Source organism: Variovorax sp. MPBD4-3, assembly GCF_058809745.1.
In genome coordinates this window covers 190,750-209,816 of sequence record NZ_JBXASW010000003.1, presented here as the reverse complement: position 1 = coordinate 209,816, position 19,067 = coordinate 190,750, and the positions used below count along the sequence as shown (strand labels likewise).

The window sequence follows — 19,067 nt, the reverse complement described above, 5'->3', positions numbered from 1 at the left end:
CGGCCGGCGCACGGGTGCGGGCGCGGGCACCGGCGGTTTGGAAATCGGAGCTTCAGGAGCGGCCGGCGCGGTTGCGGCCTCCGGCCCCGGCGCCTGCACGACGGCGACTTGCGGCCGTTGCACCTCCAGCGGCTGGGCGGGCGGCAACGGCACTTCGGCCAGCGCGACTTCGGGCACCGCAGGCAGCTCGGAGGCTTGCACCGCAATATCGCCCGCGCCCTGCGCCAGCCGCCGCTCGAGCGTGGCGACCCGCTGTTCGAGTTCCATCACGCGCCGCTGCAGCTTCACCATGCCGCCGTCGGCGGCCACAGGGTCCGCGGGAGCCTGGCCCGGGATGCGTTCAGCTTCGGTGCGATGCGGCGGTGCCTTCTTCTTGCCGAGCAACCGCGGCAACAGGAACGCACCAGCCACCGCGAGCACCAACGCCACGGGCACCGATTCGAACAGCGCCCCTATGAACAGGCCGGCAATGATGCCTATGAACCACATCCTGACTCCCCTTGTTTGGCGAGTGCGGAGTTTACGGCGGTTCAGCAGGCGGGGCCGCACGGCGCCGCTAGCAGCCTGGGTTGCTAGCTATAGCTTTAGTAGCAAGCTCAGATTGGCGTGAGCTTGGCCACCGACAGGGCCAGCCATTTGACGCCGTGCCGCGCGAACTTGACCTGCGCCCGCGCGTCGTCGCCGGTGCCTTCGAGGGCCGTCACCGTGCCTTCGCCGAACTTGTTGTGGAACACCTGCATGCCCGAGCGCAGTCCGTGCGAAGGCGCCGTCTTCTGCGGCGGCACCGGCGGGCTGGCGAAGGTGTCCTTGTCGCGGCTGCCGCCGCCGTAGCTGTTGGCGCCGTAGCCGCCACCGCCGCCTCCCCCGCCACGCGTGCTGCCGTAGCCGCCGCCATAGCCGAAGGCCGAAGTGCCGCCGCCGAAACCCTGGTTCTTGGGCGTGAGCCACTTGAGCGCGCCCTCGGGCAGCTCCTCGAAGAACCGGCTCTTGACGTTGTAGCGTGTCTGGCCGTGCAGCATGCGGGTCTGCGAATGGCTCAGGTACAGGCGCTTGCGGGCGCGGGTGATCGCCACGTACATCAGGCGGCGCTCTTCCTCGAGGCTCTCGAAGTCGCTCATCGAGTTCTCGTGCGGGAACAGGCCCTCTTCCATGCCGGTGATGAACACGCAGTCGAACTCCAGGCCCTTGGCGGCGTGCACGGTCATCAGCTGCACCGCGTCCTGCCCGGCCTGCGCCTGGTTGTCGCCCGACTCCAGCGCCGCATGCGTGAGGAACGCGGCCAGCGGGCTCAGCGTTTCGCCGGTCTCGGCGTCGGGCGCGAGCGGCTCGTCGATCACCGGGCGCGTCAGGTCGATGCCCTGGCTCGCGGGCGACTGGCGCAGTTCGTCGACCGGCAGCGCCACCGCATCGCGGCCGAAGCCTTCCTGCGTGACGAAGCTCTCGGCCGCGTTCACCAGTTCCTCCAGGTTCTCGATGCGGTCGGCGCCTTCGCGGTCGGCCTTGTAGTGCTCGACGAGGCCGCTGTGGTCGAGCACCAGCTCGATGATCTCGCGCAGGCTCACGCCCTGCGTCTGCTCGCGCAGCACGTCGATCTTGGCGACGAAGCCGGTGAGGTTGGCCCCCGCCTTGCCGCCGACCACGCTCACCGCGTCGTGCAGCGAACGGCCGGCCGCGCGGGCCGCGTCCTGCAGGGTTTCGAGCGTGCGCGCACCGATGCCGCGCGGCGGGAAGTTCACGACGCGCAGGAAGCTGGTGTCGTCGTCCTTGTTCTCGAGCAGCCGCAGGTAGGCCAGGGCATGCTTGATTTCCGCGCGCTCGAAGAATCGCAGGCCGCCGTACACGCGGTAGGGCACGGAGGCGTTGAAGAGCGCGGTTTCGATCACCCGGCTCTGCGCATTGCTGCGGTAGAGCACGGCCATCTCCTTGCGATCGAAGCCGTCGCGCGCGAGCTGGCGCATTTCTTCCACCATCCACTGCGCTTCGGCCAGGTCGGTGGTCGACTCGTACACGCGCACCGGTTCGCCGGGGCCCTGGTCGGTGCGCAAGTTCTTGCCCAGGCGCTTCTTGTTATGGCTGATGAGCTCGTTGGCCGAATCCAGGATGTTGCTGTAGCTGCGGTAGTTCTGCTCCAGCTTGATCTGGTGGCGCACGTCGAACTCGCGCACGAAGTCGGTCATGTTGCCCACGCGCGCGCCGCGGAACGCATAGATGCTCTGGTCGTCGTCGCCCACGGCAATCACGCTGTTGTCGCGCCCGGGCTCGAACTGGCCGCCGACGGTGTTGCCGGAGAGCATCTTGATCCACGCGTACTGCAGGCGGTTGGTGTCCTGGAACTCGTCGATCAGGATGTGGCGGAAGCGCCGCTGGTAGTGCTCCCGCACCGGGTCGTTGTCGCGCAGCAGTTCGTAGCTGCGCAGCATGAGCTCGCCGAAGTCGACCACGCCTTCGCGCTGGCACTGCTCTTCATACAGCTGGTAGAGCTCGACCTTCTTGCGGTCGTCGTCGCTGCGCACCTCGACGTCGCCGGGGCGCAGGCCGTCTTCCTTGGCGCCGGCAATGAACCACTGGGTCTGCTTGGCGGGGAAGCGCTCGTCGTCGACGTTGAACTGCTTCATCAGCCGCTTGATGGCCGAAAGCTGGTCTTGCGTGTCGAGGATCTGGAAGGTGGACGGCAGATTGGCCAGCTTCCAGTGCGCGCGCAGCAGGCGGTTGCACAGGCCGTGGAAGGTGCCGATCCACATGCCGCGCACGTTGACGGGCAGGATGGCCGTCAGCCGCGTCATCATTTCCTTGGCGGCCTTGTTGGTGAAGGTCACGGCGAGGATGCCGCCGGCCGACACCTGCCCGGTCTGGAGCAGCCATGCGATGCGGGTGGTCAGCACGCGGGTCTTGCCGGAACCGGCGCCCGCGAGGATCAGCGCGTTGCCTGCGGGCAACGTGACCGCGGCCAGTTGCTCCGCGTTCAGGTTCTTGAGCAGCGGCAGGTCCGAAGGATTCGGGGAGTGGGCGTCAGCCGCAGGATCGTTAAACAACATCCTCCGATTGTAGAAACCACTGCGTATGCCGGTTATACGAAGAAGCGGAAGACCCGGCTTCGCAAGACCGCGTAAAATCAATCACCGGGCCCAAGTTTCTTGCGCCCGGTTTTTTGTGGGCGTTTTCTTTGCTGAACGCACCGCGAAAACCGGCCGGACCAAGCGCTCTTTCGTTCCCTTCAACGATTCCTTTCTGGAGCCTGGCCATGCAAATCTTCGACTACGACAACATTCTCCTGCTTCCGCGCAAGTGCCGCGTGGAGAGCCGCTCCGAGTGCGACGCCAGCGTGAAGCTGGGCGAGCGCAGCTTCCGCCTGCCGGTGGTGCCCGCCAACATGAAGACGGTGGTCGACGAGTCGATCTGCCTGTGGCTGGCGCAGAACGGCTACTTCTACGTGATGCACCGCTTCGACCTCGACAACCTCAAGTTCGTCAAGGACATGCAGGGCAAGGGCGTGTTCGCCTCGATCTCGCTCGGCGTGAAGAAGCCCGACTACGACACCGTCGACCAGCTCGTGGCCGAGGGCCTGACGCCCGAATACATCACCATCGACATCGCGCACGGCCACGCCGACAGCGTGAAGAACATGATCGGCTACCTGAAGCAGAAGCTGCCGAAGGCCTTCGTGATTGCCGGCAACGTCGGCACACCCGAAGCGGTGATCGACCTCGAGAACTGGGGCGCGGACGCAACCAAGGTCGGCATCGGCCCGGGCAAGGTCTGCATCACCAAGCTCAAGACCGGCTTCGGCACCGGCGGCTGGCAGCTGTCGGCGCTCAAGTGGTGCGCGCGCGTGGCGACCAAGCCGATCATTGCCGACGGCGGCATCCGCGACCACGGAGACATTGCCAAGAGCGTGCGCTTCGGCGCCTCGATGGTGATGATCGGCTCGCTGTTCGCGGGCCACGAAGAATCGCCGGGCAAGACGGTCGAGGTCGACGGCGCGCTGTTCAAGGAGTACTACGGCTCCGCCAGCGACTTCAACAAGGGCGAGTACAAGCACGTGGAAGGCAAGCGCATCCTCGAGCCGATCAAGGGCAAGCTGGCCGACACGCTGGTCGAGATGGAGCAGGACGTGCAGAGCTCGATCAGCTACGCGGGCGGCCGCACGCTGATGGACATCCGCAAGGTCAACTACGTCACGCTGGGCGGCGACAACGCGGGCGAACACCTGCTGATGTAAGCGCCCCGCCCTGCGCTGCCGCTGCGCCGGTCAGGCTTCGAGCAAGTGCACCGCGTGTCGGTGCAATGCGTGGGCCGGGTCGGCGAGCGCATCGACCACGCCGAAGTGGTTGAGACCCGGCAGCACCTCGCACACCGGCACGGTGTTGCGGCCCCACGCCTCGCGGATCATCGCGTTGTGGCGGATGAACTCCTCGCTCTCATCGCCGCCGGCCACTGCGTAGAGCTGGCCGCGCTTCGGCGCGGGCCAGAGCGCCGGGCTGGCGCGCAGGGCGTCGGCATCGGTCAGCTTCAGCGTGTTCATCAGGAAAGGCGTGTGCTGCAGCGGACGCAGGTCGTAGAGGCCGGAAATCGACAGCGCGTTGCGCACCAGTTGGGCGGGCAGATCGGGCGCGACCGCTTTCCAGTCGCATGACAGCAAAGCCGCCGCCATGTGGCCGCCGGCCGAATGGCCCGCAACGGTTATGCGCGAGGGGTCGCCGCCATGGGCCGCGACATGGCGCCACGTCCATTCGAGCGCGCGCACCATCTGCATCAGGATGCCGGGCACGGTCACCGGCTGCTCGGGCGTGCCGGGGCACAGCGCGTAGTTGGGCTGGACCACGCATACGCCGCGGTCGTTGAACGCCGGGGCGATGAAAGAGTGGTCCTTCTTGTCCATGGCGCGCCAGTAGCCACCGTGGATGAAGACCAGCACGGGCGCGTCGGGCACGGGTGCCGGGAAGACGTCGAGCGTTTCGTTCGTGCCGCTGCCGTAGGGAATGTCGATTCGGGCGGGCAAGTTGTCGCGCGCGGCAGCGGAGTCGCGGGCCCAGCGCTGGAAGTACGCGGGGTGGTCTTTCACCCGCGCAAGATTGTTGTACATGCCTTCCAGCCAGGCGGGTTCGTACGAGGCCATGCGGTTCTTTTCTCAGTGCTTCGAAAGGCGCGAATCTTGGCACGGCGCAATGGTCCAAAACCGCGGTTCTGGTTAAAATTTGCCCTGCGTTGGGGGGGTAGCTCAGCTGGGAGAGCGCCGCGTTCGCAATGCGGAGGTCGGGAGTTCGATCCTCCTCCTCTCCACCAACCGACACCGAAAAAGGCCTTGGCATCCGCCAGGGCCTTTTACTTTTGCGGCTCAGGTGTCGAGCGTCAGGTGCTGGCCGTGCAGCGCGGCGGCCGCCGGCGAAGCGAGAAAGCCGATGGTCTGCGCGGCGACCGAGGTCGACACCCACTCGGCCGGATTGGCGTCGGGCATCGCCTGGCGGTTCGCGGGCGTGTCGAGCACGCTCGGCGCCACACTGTTCACGCTCACGCCGTGCGGTGCCGCTTCCGCCGCCATGGCTTCCACCAGACGCTGCAGCGCGCTCTTCGAAGCGATGTACGCGGCCATTGCCGGCAGTCCGCGTGCGGCGACCTTCGCCGTCACGGCCACGACGCTGCCTGCGCGGCGCTCGATCATCGAAGGCAGCACAGCCTGAGTCACCGCGACGAACGACCATGCGTTGAGATTCATCATCCGGTCCCAGCTCTCGCGCGAGAGCGCATGCGTGGCCTCACCCATCTCGAAACCACCCGCGATGTGCACAAGCGCATCGATCTGCCCGAAAGACTTGAGCGCCTGCGCGGCAAGGCCGGCCATGCCGGATGCCGAGGTCACGTCGCCCGCGAGCAGCAGGTGCCGCGAGTTGTCGAGGCCCGGAAAGACTTCGGCGAGCCGGTCTGCGTGATGGTCGACCAACGCAAGGCGCGCGCCTTGGTCAAGGAAATGCTGGGCCACTGCGCGGCCCAGTGCGCCAGCCGCGCCGGTGATCAAGACATGGGACGTGGTGCTCGCATCGGTCATCGAAATTCTCCTGGTTGAGGGACGTGGTCCGTCGGATGTGGCGCATCCTAACGCTGCAACTCACAAATTTTTTGGACAAGATCAAAATCTGGGATATACTCGTGGTCTTGCCAGAAAACACTAAACGTTTTCAAAGCAAGGGCTCTTAGCTCAGTTGGTAGAGCAGCGGACTCTTAATCCGTAGGTCGAGTGTTCGAGTCACTCAGGGCCCACCACCAACACTAGGAACTGCGCGGTTCTCGCGCTATTTCTTAAGAAGCACTGTTTTGCAATTGCGAAACGTGCTCCGCAAACAGAGAAACCTCCCGTCGAAAGACTGGGAGGTTTTTTCTTTTCCGGCTTGTCTGAAAAACCCGCGCACCACAACACAGCAGCGGCCTCAAATCGAGATCGCGCAATCAGCCAAGGCAGCACTACCCCTTGCTCGGATGACGCGATGATTGCTGCAAGATTCAGCGCCATGGCCCAAGTACCGGCCACCCTGATCAAAGGCTGGGAGTCGAGTACAATCCCGCAACGCTCAATGGTTCTGAGCGCTGTCCTCCGGGGCAAGCTGAACCCCATACCAGCGCGTCGAAGTCACTACGACGAAGAAAACAAAAATGACTTCATGCAAAAGAATTTGCCGTAGCGTGGACCGCGTAAGAGTTCACGACCACATTCCCAAAGCCCGCCTTGTGCGGGCTTTTTCGTTGGCGCGCATGCGCTGCCAGCCAGCACCGCATAGCAGTCGCGAAGCGGTTGCACTACTTGGGCGTGCTCTTGGAGTACAGTCATAAGTCCTCAACACGGAGCCCGCAAGGGCAGGACAAAATGGCCACACCGGAAGAGGCAACGACCACCGCTTCAGCTGCGAACCTTCTCGGAACAGAGATGGCGCTGACGGCAGCTCTCAGAGCGCTCATCAAGACGCACCCCCAGCCCAGCCTGCTCGCACAAGAACTTGTGCAACAACGGCAGTTTTCTCAGGCTCATCTTGAAGCAAGTCCCGTATCGGACAAGGCATTGATGGGCTTCGAATTGACCTGGGCAATGATCCTTCATCAGGATCCCGCGCAAGACGTGCAACTCGTGCCCGCGTCCTAGCGGCAACGCCCGTCGGCCATCTTGGCTCACTGCGTCGACGCGGGTGCGCCAGGTGTGTTCTTGAGTGCCTCGCCGCATGCGCACCTGCTGCCACCAAGCAGGACTTTCTTCACAAACGCACAGACCTTGCTGAACAAGTCTGTGCGTTTGGCCGAACCGAACCCATTCCTGTCTCGCCCCAACCTTTTCCGAACGCCCTGAAAAGTGGAGATTCAAGCCGTCGACCGCTCTTCTGGAGCGGTCGATACAAACCCAGCGCTGCGAACAGCGCGCCGGCATGGCTCGATCGAAAACTATTGACAGGGGGAACTGGCAATGAACCAGTTGACGGAAATGAAGCCCATCGCACTCGTGGGCTGCGACAAGGTACGGGCGGTAATGCTGAGCGAAAAGCTCCGGTCCATGGGACATGTATCCGCAACATTCGACCGCGGTGCCGACTTCCTGGTGGCGCTGGGAAGCGGCAGGAAGTTCAGCCTGCTCCTGTTGACGCTGCAGGACGAGGGCGGATGGACCGGAATCGTTGCCATGTGCAAGGTGCTTCATGTGCCCGTACTCCTGGTCGTCGACGAAGCACAGCGCCATATGCCGGTCGACGAACTGGTCGCGGTACGAGAAGAAGCTTCGAAGGATCACGCCATCGACTTCATCGTCTGGCCAATCAGCGATCTCGATCTGGACTGGCGCATACGCACCCTCGTCCGCCGCATGGAGGTGTCGCCCGCTCCGCCTGTGCGCAACATCGATCTCGCGTTCGACCGCTATCGTTTTCTCGGACCCAACCGCGTGGTCATGAATGACGATCAGGAGGTGCGACTGAAGCCCCGCGAGTTCGAACTCGCGCTATTGCTCTTCCGCAACAGCGGCCAGTTGCTGGAGCGGGACTGGATTCTTTCGTTGCTCTGGGGTACCGGCGTGACGCGCAAGGACAGCCGCGTGCTTGATGTCTGCATGTCGGGCATCCGCCGCAAACTTGCCCTCTCGAGGGAGAACGGCTTCATCCTGCACACGGTCTACGGACGCGGCTATGAACTGGGACGAGTTCTGCAGCCGACGCATCAGCCGCAAAGAACAGGGCCCTTCACGAGCCTGCGCGTCGAGGAAGCTCACATCCCGGCGATGTGATTCGCGCCAGAGAAGGGGCAGTGAAGGGGCAGTGACACCGCGCAGCGGCAAGCTCAGGGCGCGGCGCCTCGACCGGCAGCCCAGTCATCGACAAAGCGCATGAGCGCCTCCTGGTGCTCACTGATCTCAGCGGCGAGGTACTGGCGCGCGTGCTCTTGGGCGAGCCCGCTCGACAGGAACCACTGCTCACGCGCAAGACTGCCCTGCAGCGGCGGCGTGCCCCAAGCCGCGTTGCTGCTGCCAAGAAAGGCCTCTGTCACCGGCAAGCGCCCGTCGGTCTTGCCGAGATCCGACAGCGCATTGCGCGGGCCGCCCAGCGTGACGCGAACCCGGAGGATGTCTTCGTCCACGTCGATGGACGCACCCAAACCACCGGATTGATGCACCTGCCAGAGCTGCGCCGCCGAAGCGTTGCGAACCCAGCTATCGAGTGCCTTGGCCAAACTTTCGAGAACGATTTTCTTGTTCATGAGGAAATATTCCACACATTTGTCGACTTATTACGCCCCACAGGAGCACAACCTGCAAAAGCTCCCTGTGCGACATGGCATCTTGCAGTGGCTGTCACGCATCACAAGAACATCAAGACAGGGAAACAAACTCGAAGCTCAAAAGCTCGTTCAGACCCGCTCATGCGGGTATTTTTTTGTCTGCTCGCAGCCTGAATCGACAGCGACGCCAGGGAACCACAGAATGAACCGGCAACGGCGTGCGGCTTCGGGCGTCGGCTATATTTCTTGCCATGGAAAAGGCTTCCGACATAGGCAAACCCACGGTACCCATCGACTTGATCGGGCCGGACCACTGGCCTCGTTCGAGGCGCGGCAACGGCCGCACCGCCAAGGTGATTGCTGTCATCGTGGGGGGAATCGCGGCTGCAGGACTGGTCGCCTACCGCTTCTTCGGTGTCGGGCGCTGACCCGGCCACTGAATGATCCAAAGCCCGCTGCCCCGAAGACAGCGGGCTTTTTTCATGGGCGCGGACAGGAACAGACATCACGGTCGAGCCCCTAATGCAGCCGCGAACCCTTGGGCAACCGCTTCGCCAGCCACTCGTGCACATCCGCACGAATGCTGCGGCCTTCGAGCAGAAAGTTCTCGAAGCGGCTCGGCACGTAGGGCAGGTACACCAGCGGCATGCCGGCTTCTTCCGGTGTGCGCGCGGCCTTGCGGTTGTTGCAGACGGCGCACGCACTCACGAGGTTGGTCCATGTCCAAGGGCCGCCGCGTGATTCGGGCATTACATGCTCGCATTGCAGGTCGCGTTCCTGGAACACGCCCGCGCAGTAAGCGCAGGTGTGGCGGTCGCGGCGAAAGAGCTTTCTCTTGGTAACGCTCGGCACCACGTCGAAGAGGTTGATCTTCGAGGCCCCGCGCAGCGCGATGATCGGTGCCACCTCGACGCGAGACTGCATGCCGCGCGCCACGTTGAAGCCACCGCGCAGGGTGGCAAGCGGCAGGTCACCGTCTTCCCAGGCCACGGAGCCGGTGGCGTAGTGCAACACCGCCTGCTCCAGCGAGATCCAGGCTTGCGGCGTGCCCTGAATGTCGAGTTGCAGGACGTGAGGATGCATATATCGCCTCCTTTCGCGGCGACGGTCGTCTTGGCGACGTTGGATGAAATCCAGATACCGATGGGGTGCACGAACGGAATCGAACCGTCGTCAGCGGGACCACAACCCGCGGCTCTGCCATTGAGCTACGTGCACCACGAAACATGAGCTGCCTGCTGTAAGGCAGCCGCTACCACTCGCCGACTGCGCGCACGCGCTGATCGAGATCGAGGCCCTCGAGCTGAGGCTCGCGACCAGGCAATGCATCAGCACCTTCCAAAGCACGCCGAGCATCGGTCACGATGCCGAATCTGCGGGCCAGGGCCAGCACCATGCGCTTGCGCGGCTGTGCGGGACGCACGGTGATCATCCGGATCGGGGTGTTGCGCTTGCGCATGACGGCTCCTTGGTTGATGTGACAGCAAACAGAAAAAACTGGCCCCACGTGCACGACTCGAACGTGCAACCCCTTGCTTCGTAAGCAAGTGCTCTGATCCATTGAGCTAACGCGGGTCGAAAAACGGGAATCGAAACTTGCCCGCCTGCTTTCCATTCCGGTTGTGTCCTCACGCGACGGACAGCGCTGGGCGCTGCCCCGTACGACGTCGCTGCACAGGAGTGATCGATTCCTGCACATCCCGCCACACCGTCTACGCGGTGGGCTCTGGCGGTGTGGTGAAGGCACACCCGGAATGGCCAGGCACGGCCAACAACAAACAAAACAAAAAGGCCCGGAACCTTTCGGTGTCCGGGCCTCTGCTGAGAGAGCTTGGAGGGTATACGCCTATGCGCAACCTCCACCCGGTAGCACCTGATCCTCGACTTTTCCAACGCGCAGGCTGCCTGCGGCTTTTGTGGAATACGCGTGGCTCTGGTGCTGATTCAGTCGGATCGACGGCATGCCGCCGAAAACACCGCACGCCCCGACGCGCACGAGCGATCGGCCCGAGGCGGGTCGATTGCTGGTGAAGGTCAATGCGATGTTCACGATGGTTCCTGGGTCAAAGATTGCCGCTGCCGGCCGTCAGGGGTTGGGGGAAAAGGTGCGGTTTGGGCCGCGAATGAAGCCGACTGTAAATAGTGTTTACGGCACCGTCAACAACCGGGACAATCTTTTTTTCTCGTTGTTGTTTTTGAACAGTGCCCAATACCACCGTCGCGCGTCGCCGCAATGCCCTCGCGCTTCATCGCCGTTTTCTCGAAGAGGCCGTTGCAGCCGGCCTGCCCGCCAAGGGGCTGGACCAGGCGTTCGCCAAGAAGATCGAAATCTCTCCCAGCATGTGGAGCCAGATCAAGAGCTCTCGGCCCATCGGCGACAACCTGGCGCGGCAGATCGAGCGGCATTGCAACGTGGAAGCCGGCTGGCTCGACAAGGAAGACCGTCCCAGCGAAGTGCCCGATGCAGCGGAAGAGCGCTTCATCGCGGCGGCACGCGAGGCATGGCGCAGCGCCAATGCCAAGGGCAAGAAGGAACTCACCGGCTGGCTGAAGAAGCGCGCGCAGGACGCAGTGCCTGGCAGCGACTCCGCGCACTAAGCAGCGAGTGCTCAGCCCAATTCGGGCGCGTTGCGCACGATGGCCGCGCGCATGTCGTCCGGTATGGCAACCGCGCGATGGGTTTCCAGCGACGTGGTCACCAATACCTGCTGCATCTGCATGCGCACTTCACCGTCGACCGGATCGAAGCAGCGCACGCGCAAAGTCATCGAACGCGAACCGAGCCGCTCCACGGCCAGCCCGAGCATCACCTGGTCGCCCATGCGGCTCACGGCGCGGAAGTCGACTTCGAGCTTCACGGTGGGCAGGCCGATTCGCCGCTGCGCCACCAGCCCGTGATAGCTGAGGCCGAGGCCTTCGTTCACCCAGTCTTCGACGAGGCCGTTGAGCATCACGAAGTACTGCGGATAGAAGACGATGCCCGCTGGATCGCAATCCGAGAAGCGGATCAGCCGCGGCCGGCAGAACTCGTTGCCGTTGCCCATGCTCAGCCCTCCTCACCCGCAGGCTCGCCGCGCATCACATGCACCCGCAGCAGGCCGAGCTGCGTGTGCAGCTGCTTGACCGTCTTCATGTCGAGCCCCGAGAACATCTCGAGGATCCACTGCTCGTGTTCGCTCGCCATCGTCTCGAAGGTGCGGCGGCCCGTGGGCGTGAGGCTCACGATCCATGCGCGACGATCGTCGGGACTGGGAGCGCGCGCCACCATGCCTTCGCGCTCGAGCTCGTCGGTAAGACCGGTGACGTTGCCGCCCGTCACCATCAGGTAGCGCGACAGCACGCGCATCTTCAGGCCGTCCTTGTAGCGATAGAGCTGCGCCATGTAGTCGAAGCGTGCCAGCGAAATGCCGAAGCGCTCGCGCAGCCGGCGCCGGATCTCGGCTTCGATCTGCGTGGTGCTGGCCAGCATGCGCAGCCACAGCTTGAGCATCGCGTGGTCCTCGTGGCCCGCGCGCGCCTCGTGCCCCAGTTCTTCGGCATCGCTCAGCGCGGCGTGGGAAGCGTCGTTGCGTGTCATGTCACCTCTCCTCCGGAAACCGAGATCGACTGCCCCGTGACCGACGCCGCGCCCGCACCGCACAGCCAGCGCACCGCATCGGCCACCTCGGCCGGCTGCACGATGCGGCGCTGCGGGTTGACGCTCGAGAACTCCGCCAGCGCATCGGCCTCGCTGCGCCCCGTCTTGCCGACCACGTTGGCCACGCTGTTGCGCAGGATGTCGGTGTCGGTATAGCCCGGACACACCGCGTTCACCGTGATGCCCTTGCGCGCCACCTCCAGCGCCAGCGAGCGCGTGAGCCCGACCACGCCATGCTTGGCCGCGGTATAGGCCGCCACGTACGCGTAGCCCTTCTGCCCTGCCGTGCTCGCGATGTTGACGATGCGGCCCCAGCCGGCATCGAGCATGTCCGGCAATGCGGCCTGCGCGCAAAGAAAGCTGCCCGTGAGATTGACCGACAGCATCCGCTGCCAGAGATCGAACGAGGTCTTGAGGAACGGCGCACTCTCTGCCGCGCCCGCGTTGTTGACGAGGATGGCGACCGGCCCGCGCGCGGCCCGCGCTTCGGCGAAAGCGGCCTGCACCGCCTCCGGGTTCGCCACATCGGCAGCAGCCACGCCGTGCCCGGCGCCTTCCAGCGAATCTGCCACTCGCTGCAGTGCCTCGCGGTCGCGCCCCAGCAGGGTCAGGACGGCGCCCTCCGCGGCCAGGGTGCGGGCGATCTCGGCGCCAATGCCGCGTGCGGCACCCGTCACGAGTGCATGGCGGCCAGTCAGTGAATTTGAGTGCATACCTGAATATTTTAGTTCTGAATCATTTTAGCGGAGCAGGCGGACGCGGGGTGTCACCGCATGAAACGGCCGCCGTTCAGGTCCAGGGTCGCGCCGGTCATGAAGGCTGCCGCCGGAGACGCGAGATAGACCACGGCAGCCGCTACTTCCTCCGGCAAGCCGAAACGCCCCATTGGAATGCCTGCCTGCAGCGCCTGCCGTCGCGCCGGGTCCAGCGCCTCGAGCAACGGGCTCTGGATGGCCGCGGGGGCCAGCGCATTCACGGTCACGCCATGCGGCGCCAGTTCCTGCGCGAAGGAGCGCGTCAGCGCCAGCAACGCGGCCTTGCTGGCCGCATAGTGCGGGCCGGTCGCCGCGCTGGCCTGCTGCCCCGCCATCGAAGCAAGGTTGACGATGCGGCCCGCGCCGCGTTCACGCATGTGCCGCCCGGCGATGCGGCAGCCGAAGAAGCTGCCGCGCAGGTTGATGGCGAGCACGTCGTCCCATTCCTCGGGCGTGATGTCCCAAAGCGAGGTCGTGGGCGTTCGGGCCGCGTTGTTGACCATGATGTCGACGGCGCCGAAGCGGGCCACGGCCTTGTCGAAGCAGGCAGAGAAAGCGCCCTCGTCGCGCACGTCGAGTTCCATCGCGAGCCCGCCGGTCTCTTTCGCCGCCGAATCCACGCCTGCAAGGTCGATGTCGGCGAACGCCACGCGCGCGCCCGCCTCATGGAGTCCGCGCGCAATCGCCATGCCCAGCCCACGCCCCGCACCGGTCACGAACGCCACGCGGCCGGCAAGGGGGAGCGCTGCGTTCGTCATGCGCCTAGCTCCTCGCGGGGCGGCCGTCCCAGGTCAGCGGGCCCACGCCGCGCTCGCGCAGCTTGAACTTCTGCACCTTTCCGTTCTCGGTGCGCGGCAGGTCGGCCAGCACGTCGATGTAGCGCGGCACCGCGAAGTAAGGCAGGCGCCCCTCGCAGAAACGCGCAAGCTCGGCAGGGTCGACCGGCACGCCTTCGCGCGCTACCAGCGCGGCCATCACTTCGTCTTCAGCCAGCTCGGAGCGCACCGGATACACCGCGCACGCGGCCACCCCCGGATGGCTCAGCAGCACCTGCTCGACCTCGAATGAGGAGATGTTCTCGCCCCGCCGGCGGATCGCGTCCTTGATGCGATCGACGAAGCGAAAGGCTCCATCGGCATCGCACACCACGCGGTCACCCGTATGGAACCAGAGATTGCGCCACGCCTCGACCGTCTTCTCCGGCATGTTGAAGTACCCGCTCGCAAAGGCGTAGGGCTCGTCCGCGCGCAGCAGCAGTTCGCCCGCTTCGCCAGGCGGCAGGGCCACGTCGTCTTCATCGGCCACGCGTGCCTGGAAACCCGGCCGCAGCCAGCCCATGACGCCGCCGCGCGGCGAATCGGGCGCCGTGGCAATGGCGAAGTTGGTCTCGGTCGAGCCGTAGCCCTCCAGCAGCGACACACCCGTGCGCGCCCTGAACGCCGCCCCCGCCGCGGAAGGCACGCCCGGCCCGAGCCCGATGCGCACGCGATGATCCCTCTCCCCCGCCCCTTCCGGTTGCGCGAGCAGGATCGGCACCATCGCGCCCAGCAGGTAGACCACCGTCGCGCGAGTCGCGCCCATCGCCGACCAGAAGCCCGACGCCGAGAAGCGCTGTTCGAACACCACCTCGGCACCGGTCAGGGCGGCCTGCGCGAAGGTGTTGAGTGCGTTGATGTGGAACAGCGGCAGCGTGGAGCACAGCACGTCATCGGCTCCCACGCCGAGCACTTCCGCGCTGTTCACGCCCCACCAGAAATACTGCGCATGCGGACAGATCACGCCCTTGGCAGGTCCGGTGGTGCCGGAGGTGTACAGGATGGCGAGCGGATCGCCCGGCTGCACCGGTGCGGCCTCCAGCGCGTCTCCTGCCTCGGGATACGGCACCAGGCGCACGCCGGCGGGCGCCGACCACTCGACAGCTTCCGCGTCCCCGACCACCCAGATCTCGCGCAGCGCCGTGCGCCCCAGGTCCGCCTTTGCAAGCCGCTCGACGAATGCGGCCTCGATGACCAGCAGCTTCGCCTCGCTGTTCGCCAGGAAGTATTCGATCTGCGGCCCCATCGATGCCGTGTTGACCGGCACCGTCGCTGCGCCCAGCCATCCCGCGCCGAGAAAGCTCTCCAGGAACTCGACGCGGTTGCCGCACATCACCGCGACGCGGTCGCCGCGCACCACGCCTGCGGCCGCCAGCGCACCGGCGCGGACGGCGGCAGCCGCCGCCGCATCGCGGTGGGTCCAGGCATGCGCGCCGATGCGCAGCAGCGCGCGCGCGCCGAACACCTCGGCTTGCCTCAGCAGCATCGCGGGCAGCGTGCGCCGGGCAGGCGGCACGGCGCGGGCGTCAGTCGTCATCGTGCGTGCCTCCGCCGAGATAGGTCGCCTGCACGCGCGGGTCGCTGGCCAGTTCGGCCGAGGCACCCGACAGCGCGATCTCGCCGGTCTCGAGCACGTAGCCCTGGTCCGAGCTTTCCAGCGCCGCGCGTGCGTTCTGCTCCACCAGCAGGATCGACACGCCGTCTTCCCGCAGCTTGCGCACGATGGTCAGGATGTCGCGCACGATCAGCGGCGCGAGGCCGAGGCTGGGTTCGTCGAGCATCAGCAGCCGGGGCGCCGACATCAGCGCGCGCCCCACCGCCAGCATCTGCCGCTCGCCGCCCGACAGGGTGTCCGCGCGCTGCGACCTGCGCTCGGCCAGGCGGGGGAAGCGGTCGTACACCGACTGCAGCCGCTTCTTCATGGCATCGCCGCGCAGCCGCTTGGCGTAGGCGCCGAGCTGCAGGTTGTCGAGCACGGTGAGCTCGCCGAACAGCTCGCGCTTCTCGGGCACGAGGCACAGGCCGCGCTCCACGCGCGCCTCCACGTCCAGCCCCTGCAGGTCCTCGCCTTCGAAGCGCAGCGTGCCCTTGCAGGGCAGAAGGCCCATCGCCGCCGCCAGCAATGTCGTCTTGCCAGCGCCGTTCGGCCCGATCACCGAAATGATCTGCCCCGGCTGCAGGTCGAGCGAAACACCGCGCACCGCCTCGACCTGCCCGTACGACACGTGCAGGTCGCTAATCTCCAGCATCGCGGTCATACGACGCTCCCCAGGTAAGCCGCCTGCACGCGCTCGTCGGCGCGCACCGCCGACGGCACGCCCTCCACGAGCTTGGAGCCGAAGTTCATCACCACCAGCCGGTCCACCAGTTTCATCACGAAGTCCATGTCGTGTTCGACGATGAGGATGGTCACGCCCTCCTCGCGCAGCTTGCGCAGCAGATCGCCGAGTGCCATCTTTTCCTTGCGGCGGAGGCCCGCTGCGGGCTCGTCGAGCACCAGCAGCACCGGGTCGGCGGCCAGCGCGCGCGCGATTTCCAGGATGCGCTGCGTGCCCAGCGGCAGGCTGCCTGCGAGTTCGTGCGCGCGGTCGCCCAGTCCGATGCGGTCGAGCTGGCGTTGCGCCTCCTGCAGGATCTGCCGCTCTTCCGTGCGATCCAGCCGCAACCCGGCCTTCAGGATGCCCGAGCGTGTGCGCGAGTGCGCGCCCAGCGCCACGTTGTCCAGCAGGCTCATGTGCGGCCGCAGCTTCACATGCTGGAAGGTGCGCGCCAGGCCCAGCCGCGCCACCTCGCGCTGCGGCATGCCAGCGATGTCGTGGGCCAGGAAGCGCACCTGGCCCGAACTCATCGGCAGCGTGCAGGTCAGCAGGTTGAACATGGTCGACTTGCCCGCGCCGTTGGGCCCGATGAGCCCGACGATCTCGCCGGCCTTCACATCGAAGCTCACGTCGTTCACCGCCACCAGCCCGCCGAAGCGCTTGACCGCGCCGTTCACCGACAGCACCTGCGAGCCGCGCTCTGGCAGCGTGCGGTGCGGCAACGGCTCCACGGGCGGCGCATCGTGGCGCGAAGGCCCCTGGGCGCCGCCGCGACGCCGCGTCCAGCGGCGCAGCAGCCCCATCACGCCGCCGCGCGCAAAGTGCAGCAGCAGGATGAACAGCGCCGCGAAGGCCACCGCCTCCAGCTGCCCTGCACGCTGCGTGAGCATGGGCAGCACGTCCTGCAGGCCGTTCTTCAGCACCAGCACCAGCGCGGCGCCCACCAGCGCGCCGGCAAGCTGGCCCAGGCCGCCTGCCACCGCCATCAGCAGGTACTCGATGCTTGCGCGCACGTCGAAGGGCGACGGGCTCACGAAGCGGTTCATGTGGGCATAGAGCCAGCCCGCCAGCCCCGCGAACAGCGCGGCCGTCACGAACAGCGAGAGCCGCACGCGGTACGCGTCCGCACCCACGCTCGCCAGCAGCGTCGCGCCGCCGCGCAGCCCGCGAATCGCCCGGCCCGGCCGCGACTGCAGCAGGTTGTAGCTGAACAGGCAGCCCAGCCCCACTACCACCCAGATCAGGTAGTACATGGCGCGCGGATCGGCGAGCGACCAGCCCGCGATCTGCAGCGCCGGAATGTTCGACAGCCCCGTGTGCCGCCCGAGCGCGTCGACATTGCCGAACAGCATCGCGATCGACAGCCCCCAGGCGATGGTGCTCAGCGGCAGGAAGTGCCCGCCCAGGCGCAGCGTCAGCATGCCGATGGCCAGCGCCGACAGCCCCGTGAGCAGCAATGCGAACAGCAGCCCGATCCAGGGCGACATGCCCTGCGTCGTCGTGAGCCACGCGGTCGCGTACGCCGCGATGCCCACGAAGGCCGCCTGCCCGAAAGAGGTCGCGCCGCCCACGCCGGTCAGCAGCACCAGACCCAGCGCCACCAGCGCGCCGATGCCGATGTCGTTCAGCAGCGAGACGGTGAAGCTGCCCGCCACGGCCGGCACCAGCGCCAGCACCACGACCAGCCCGGCGATCCACGCCATGCGTTTGCGATTGCCGTTCATTGGTCCACCTCGTCTTCTTCCTCTTCGGCGTGCGCCGCCATGAAGGAGCGCAGCATGAGCACGGGAATCAGCAGGCTGAACACGATCACGTCTTTCAGCGCACCGCTCCAGAACGAGGCAAAGCTCTCCACCACGCCGACCGCGAGCGCCCCCACGGCCGTCATCGGGTAGCTCACGAGCCCGCCGATGATCGCGGCCACGAAGGCCTTCAGGCCGATGATGAAACCCGAGTCGTAATACATCGTCGTCACCGGCGCGATGAGCACGCCGATCAGCCCCGCCAGCAGCGAAGCGCAGCCATACGCCAGCAGCGCCGTGCGCACCGGCCGTATGCCGACCAGCCGGGCACCCACCCGGTTCACGGCCGTGGCGCGCAGCGCCTTGCCGGCCACCGTGCGCTCGAACACCAGGAAGAACAGCCCGCTCAGCACGATGGCCGCCCCCACCATCAGCACCACCTGCCCGCTGACGGCGAAGCCGTCGCCCAGCGTGAACACGGCGCTGGTCAGCGGCGTGGTGCGCGAGCCTTCGGGTCCGAAGAACAGCAGGCCCAGGCCCGACAGCAGGAAGTGCAGCGCCAGCGAGACGATCAGCAAAACCAGCACCGATGCATCCGCGATCGGCTGGAACACCACCCGCGCGAGCAGCGGCGCAATGGGCACCACCAGCAGCACGGCGACCGCGATGTGCACCGCCACCGGCACGCCGGGCCGCGCTGCCAGCCATGCGAGCACGCACGGAATGGCCGGCAGCACGCCCCACATCAGCACCGCCTTGGGAATGCGCGCGGCCTCGCCGCGCCGCAGCAGGCTGCCGATCTCGGTGGCCAGCGCCAGCGCGGCCAGCACCGCGACCATGCCGATGGTCGGCGGCACGCGGTCGGTCTCGAAGGCCGCGAGCGACAGCGCCGCAAAGGCCGCGATGTCGCCGAACGGCACGAACACCACCCGCGTGACCGAGAAGATCAGCACCAGCCCGAGCCCGGCCAGCAGGTAGACGGCGCCGTTGGCCAGGCCGTCGGTGAGAAGGATGAGCGCCACGTCCCACGTCATCGCGCAGCCCTCCGGAAAGTC

The 19,067-nt window shown here is 66.1% G+C and carries 20 protein-coding genes, 4 tRNA genes and 1 pseudogene; 7 read left to right on the top strand and 18 right to left on the bottom strand.

Going from position 1 to position 19,067, the window contains the following annotated elements:
- Positions 1-489: pseudogene (locus tag AC1RVW_RS03080) on the bottom strand (DUF2339 domain-containing protein); the annotation flags it as partial.
- 107 nt (positions 490-596) lie between these two features.
- A complete protein-coding gene (locus AC1RVW_RS03075; protein WP_493197938.1) occupies positions 597-3,035 on the bottom strand; it encodes a UvrD-helicase domain-containing protein in 2,439 nt (812 codons plus the stop codon).
- 206 nt (positions 3,036-3,241) lie between these two features.
- Here AC1RVW_RS03075 and AC1RVW_RS03070 point away from each other — a divergent pair, with 206 nt between their 5' ends.
- A complete protein-coding gene (locus AC1RVW_RS03070) occupies positions 3,242-4,219 on the top strand; it encodes a GMP reductase (protein WP_081266881.1) in 978 nt (325 codons plus the stop codon).
- Positions 4,220-4,249: 30 nt separating this feature from the next.
- Here the strand turns inward: AC1RVW_RS03070 and AC1RVW_RS03065 are convergent, their stop codons facing one another.
- Positions 4,250-5,116, bottom strand: coding sequence for an alpha/beta hydrolase (locus AC1RVW_RS03065; protein ID WP_493197936.1), 867 nt, complete (start codon positions 5,114-5,116; stop codon positions 4,250-4,252).
- A 91-nt stretch (positions 5,117-5,207) separates the two neighbouring features.
- Between AC1RVW_RS03065 and AC1RVW_RS03060 the strand changes: the two genes are divergently transcribed.
- A tRNA-Ala gene (locus AC1RVW_RS03060) sits at positions 5,208-5,283 on the top strand.
- A 52-nt stretch (positions 5,284-5,335) separates the two neighbouring features.
- On the opposite strand, the gene AC1RVW_RS03055 is transcribed toward AC1RVW_RS03060, so the two are convergent.
- Positions 5,336-6,043, bottom strand: a complete 708-nt coding sequence (locus tag AC1RVW_RS03055) for an SDR family NAD(P)-dependent oxidoreductase (protein ID WP_081266883.1) — start codon at positions 6,041-6,043, stop codon at positions 5,336-5,338.
- Between the two features lie 139 nt (positions 6,044-6,182).
- Here AC1RVW_RS03055 and AC1RVW_RS03050 point away from each other — a divergent pair.
- From AC1RVW_RS03050 to AC1RVW_RS03040, 3 genes are all read left to right on the top strand, one after another.
- A tRNA-Lys gene (locus tag AC1RVW_RS03050) sits at positions 6,183-6,258 on the top strand.
- A 598-nt stretch (positions 6,259-6,856) separates the two neighbouring features.
- Positions 6,857-7,129, top strand: a complete 273-nt coding sequence (locus AC1RVW_RS03045) for a hypothetical protein (protein ID WP_155742437.1) — start codon at positions 6,857-6,859, stop codon at positions 7,127-7,129.
- 315 nt (positions 7,130-7,444) lie between these two features.
- Positions 7,445-8,254 (top strand): winged helix-turn-helix domain-containing protein, encoded by an 810-nt coding sequence (locus AC1RVW_RS03040; RefSeq protein ID WP_493197933.1) that lies wholly within the window; start codon positions 7,445-7,447, stop codon positions 8,252-8,254.
- A gap of 53 nt (positions 8,255-8,307) precedes the next feature.
- Here AC1RVW_RS03040 and AC1RVW_RS03035 read toward each other — a convergent pair whose 3' ends face one another.
- Positions 8,308-8,724 carry a hypothetical protein gene (locus tag AC1RVW_RS03035; protein WP_493197932.1) on the bottom strand — a complete coding sequence of 139 codons (417 nt, stop codon included), beginning with the start codon at positions 8,722-8,724 and terminating at the stop codon, positions 8,308-8,310.
- Positions 8,725-8,996: 272 nt separating this feature from the next.
- On the opposite strand from AC1RVW_RS03035, the gene AC1RVW_RS03030 reads away from it, so the two are divergent.
- Positions 8,997-9,173 (top strand): hypothetical protein, encoded by a 177-nt coding sequence (locus AC1RVW_RS03030; protein ID WP_155742438.1) that lies wholly within the window; start codon positions 8,997-8,999, stop codon positions 9,171-9,173.
- A gap of 91 nt (positions 9,174-9,264) precedes the next feature.
- Here AC1RVW_RS03030 and AC1RVW_RS03025 read toward each other — a convergent pair whose 3' ends face one another.
- The 5 genes from AC1RVW_RS03025 to AC1RVW_RS03005 form a co-directional block, all read right to left on the bottom strand.
- On the bottom strand, positions 9,265-9,828 hold the full coding sequence (locus AC1RVW_RS03025) for an HNH endonuclease (protein WP_081266887.1): 564 nt from the start codon (positions 9,826-9,828) through the stop codon (positions 9,265-9,267).
- 61 nt (positions 9,829-9,889) lie between these two features.
- Positions 9,890-9,963 (bottom strand) — tRNA-His (locus AC1RVW_RS03020).
- A 34-nt stretch (positions 9,964-9,997) separates the two neighbouring features.
- Entirely contained in the window at positions 9,998-10,204 is a 207-nt protein-coding gene (locus tag AC1RVW_RS03015; RefSeq protein WP_409195070.1) for a short-chain dehydrogenase, read from the bottom strand.
- 39 nt (positions 10,205-10,243) lie between these two features.
- Positions 10,244-10,320 (bottom strand) — tRNA-Arg (locus tag AC1RVW_RS03010).
- A 271-nt stretch (positions 10,321-10,591) separates the two neighbouring features.
- Entirely contained in the window at positions 10,592-10,795 is a 204-nt protein-coding gene (locus AC1RVW_RS03005; RefSeq protein ID WP_493197929.1) for a hypothetical protein, read from the bottom strand.
- A gap of 152 nt (positions 10,796-10,947) precedes the next feature.
- Here AC1RVW_RS03005 and AC1RVW_RS03000 point away from each other — a divergent pair, with 152 nt between their 5' ends.
- On the top strand, positions 10,948-11,343 hold the full coding sequence (locus tag AC1RVW_RS03000) for a hypothetical protein (RefSeq protein ID WP_493197927.1): 396 nt from the start codon (positions 10,948-10,950) through the stop codon (positions 11,341-11,343).
- Between the two features lie 11 nt (positions 11,344-11,354).
- On the opposite strand, the gene AC1RVW_RS02995 is transcribed toward AC1RVW_RS03000, so the two are convergent.
- From AC1RVW_RS02995 to AC1RVW_RS02960, 8 genes are read right to left on the bottom strand one after another with little or no spacing between them, the layout of a single operon-like run.
- Positions 11,355-11,789, bottom strand: coding sequence for an acyl-CoA thioesterase (locus AC1RVW_RS02995; RefSeq protein ID WP_493197925.1), 435 nt, complete (start codon positions 11,787-11,789; stop codon positions 11,355-11,357).
- Positions 11,790-11,791: 2 nt separating this feature from the next.
- Positions 11,792-12,322 carry a MarR family winged helix-turn-helix transcriptional regulator gene (locus tag AC1RVW_RS02990; protein WP_081266891.1) on the bottom strand — a complete coding sequence of 177 codons (531 nt, stop codon included), beginning with the start codon at positions 12,320-12,322 and terminating at the stop codon, positions 11,792-11,794.
- Positions 12,319-13,095: an SDR family NAD(P)-dependent oxidoreductase gene (locus AC1RVW_RS02985; RefSeq protein WP_081266892.1), complete on the bottom strand. Its 777-nt coding sequence runs from the start codon at positions 13,093-13,095 to the stop codon at positions 12,319-12,321. Before AC1RVW_RS02985 ends, AC1RVW_RS02990 begins: the two co-directional genes overlap by 4 nt.
- A 53-nt stretch (positions 13,096-13,148) precedes the next feature.
- Positions 13,149-13,895 carry an SDR family NAD(P)-dependent oxidoreductase gene (locus tag AC1RVW_RS02980; RefSeq protein ID WP_493197923.1) on the bottom strand — a complete coding sequence of 249 codons (747 nt, stop codon included), beginning with the start codon at positions 13,893-13,895 and terminating at the stop codon, positions 13,149-13,151.
- A 4-nt stretch (positions 13,896-13,899) separates the two neighbouring features.
- Positions 13,900-15,489, bottom strand: coding sequence for an ATP-dependent acyl-CoA ligase (locus AC1RVW_RS02975; RefSeq protein ID WP_493197921.1), 1,590 nt, complete (start codon positions 15,487-15,489; stop codon positions 13,900-13,902).
- Entirely contained in the window at positions 15,479-16,210 is a 732-nt protein-coding gene (locus tag AC1RVW_RS02970; protein ID WP_493197919.1) for an ABC transporter ATP-binding protein, read from the bottom strand. The genes AC1RVW_RS02975 and AC1RVW_RS02970 overlap by 11 nt, the downstream gene beginning before the upstream one ends.
- Positions 16,207-17,994: a branched-chain amino acid ABC transporter ATP-binding protein/permease gene (locus AC1RVW_RS02965; RefSeq protein ID WP_493197917.1), complete on the bottom strand. Its 1,788-nt coding sequence runs from the start codon at positions 17,992-17,994 to the stop codon at positions 16,207-16,209. The genes AC1RVW_RS02970 and AC1RVW_RS02965 overlap by 4 nt, the downstream gene beginning before the upstream one ends.
- Complete coding sequence (locus AC1RVW_RS02960; protein ID WP_493197915.1) at positions 17,991-19,046, bottom strand: branched-chain amino acid ABC transporter permease; 1,056 nt, start codon at positions 19,044-19,046, stop codon at positions 17,991-17,993. Before AC1RVW_RS02960 ends, AC1RVW_RS02965 begins: the two co-directional genes overlap by 4 nt.
- Positions 19,047-19,067: the final 21 nt, after the last annotated feature.

Bases quoted from the DNA above. Each gene is read 5' to 3' on its own strand.
- AC1RVW_RS03055 (WP_081266883.1), bottom strand. From the start codon at position 6,043: ATGACCGATGCGAGCACCACGTCCCATGTCTTGATCACCGGCGCGGCT.
- AC1RVW_RS02970 (WP_493197919.1), bottom strand. From the start codon at position 16,210: ATGACCGCGATGCTGGAGATTAGCGACCTGCACGTGTCGTACGGGCAG.
- AC1RVW_RS03070 (WP_081266881.1), top strand. From the start codon at position 3,242: ATGCAAATCTTCGACTACGACAACATTCTCCTGCTTCCGCGCAAGTGC.
- AC1RVW_RS02960 (WP_493197915.1), bottom strand. From the start codon at position 19,046: ATGACGTGGGACGTGGCGCTCATCCTTCTCACCGACGGCCTGGCCAAC.
- AC1RVW_RS02990 (WP_081266891.1), bottom strand. From the start codon at position 12,322: ATGACACGCAACGACGCTTCCCACGCCGCGCTGAGCGATGCCGAAGAA.
- AC1RVW_RS02985 (WP_081266892.1), bottom strand. From the start codon at position 13,095: ATGCACTCAAATTCACTGACTGGCCGCCATGCACTCGTGACGGGTGCC.
- AC1RVW_RS03065 (WP_493197936.1), bottom strand. From the start codon at position 5,116: ATGGCCTCGTACGAACCCGCCTGGCTGGAAGGCATGTACAACAATCTT.
- AC1RVW_RS02975 (WP_493197921.1), bottom strand. From the start codon at position 15,489: ATGACGACTGACGCCCGCGCCGTGCCGCCTGCCCGGCGCACGCTGCCC.
- AC1RVW_RS03035 (WP_493197932.1), bottom strand. From the start codon at position 8,724: ATGAACAAGAAAATCGTTCTCGAAAGTTTGGCCAAGGCACTCGATAGC.
- AC1RVW_RS03025 (WP_081266887.1), bottom strand. From the start codon at position 9,828: ATGCATCCTCACGTCCTGCAACTCGACATTCAGGGCACGCCGCAAGCC.
- AC1RVW_RS02980 (WP_493197923.1), bottom strand. From the start codon at position 13,895: ATGACGAACGCAGCGCTCCCCCTTGCCGGCCGCGTGGCGTTCGTGACC.
- AC1RVW_RS03030 (WP_155742438.1), top strand. From the start codon at position 8,997: ATGGAAAAGGCTTCCGACATAGGCAAACCCACGGTACCCATCGACTTG.
- AC1RVW_RS03040 (WP_493197933.1), top strand. From the start codon at position 7,445: ATGAACCAGTTGACGGAAATGAAGCCCATCGCACTCGTGGGCTGCGAC.
- AC1RVW_RS02965 (WP_493197917.1), bottom strand. From the start codon at position 17,994: ATGAACGGCAATCGCAAACGCATGGCGTGGATCGCCGGGCTGGTCGTG.
- AC1RVW_RS03045 (WP_155742437.1), top strand. From the start codon at position 6,857: ATGGCCACACCGGAAGAGGCAACGACCACCGCTTCAGCTGCGAACCTT.
- AC1RVW_RS03015 (WP_409195070.1), bottom strand. From the start codon at position 10,204: ATGCGCAAGCGCAACACCCCGATCCGGATGATCACCGTGCGTCCCGCA.
- AC1RVW_RS03075 (WP_493197938.1), bottom strand. From the start codon at position 3,035: ATGTTGTTTAACGATCCTGCGGCTGACGCCCACTCCCCGAATCCTTCG.
- AC1RVW_RS02995 (WP_493197925.1), bottom strand. From the start codon at position 11,789: ATGGGCAACGGCAACGAGTTCTGCCGGCCGCGGCTGATCCGCTTCTCG.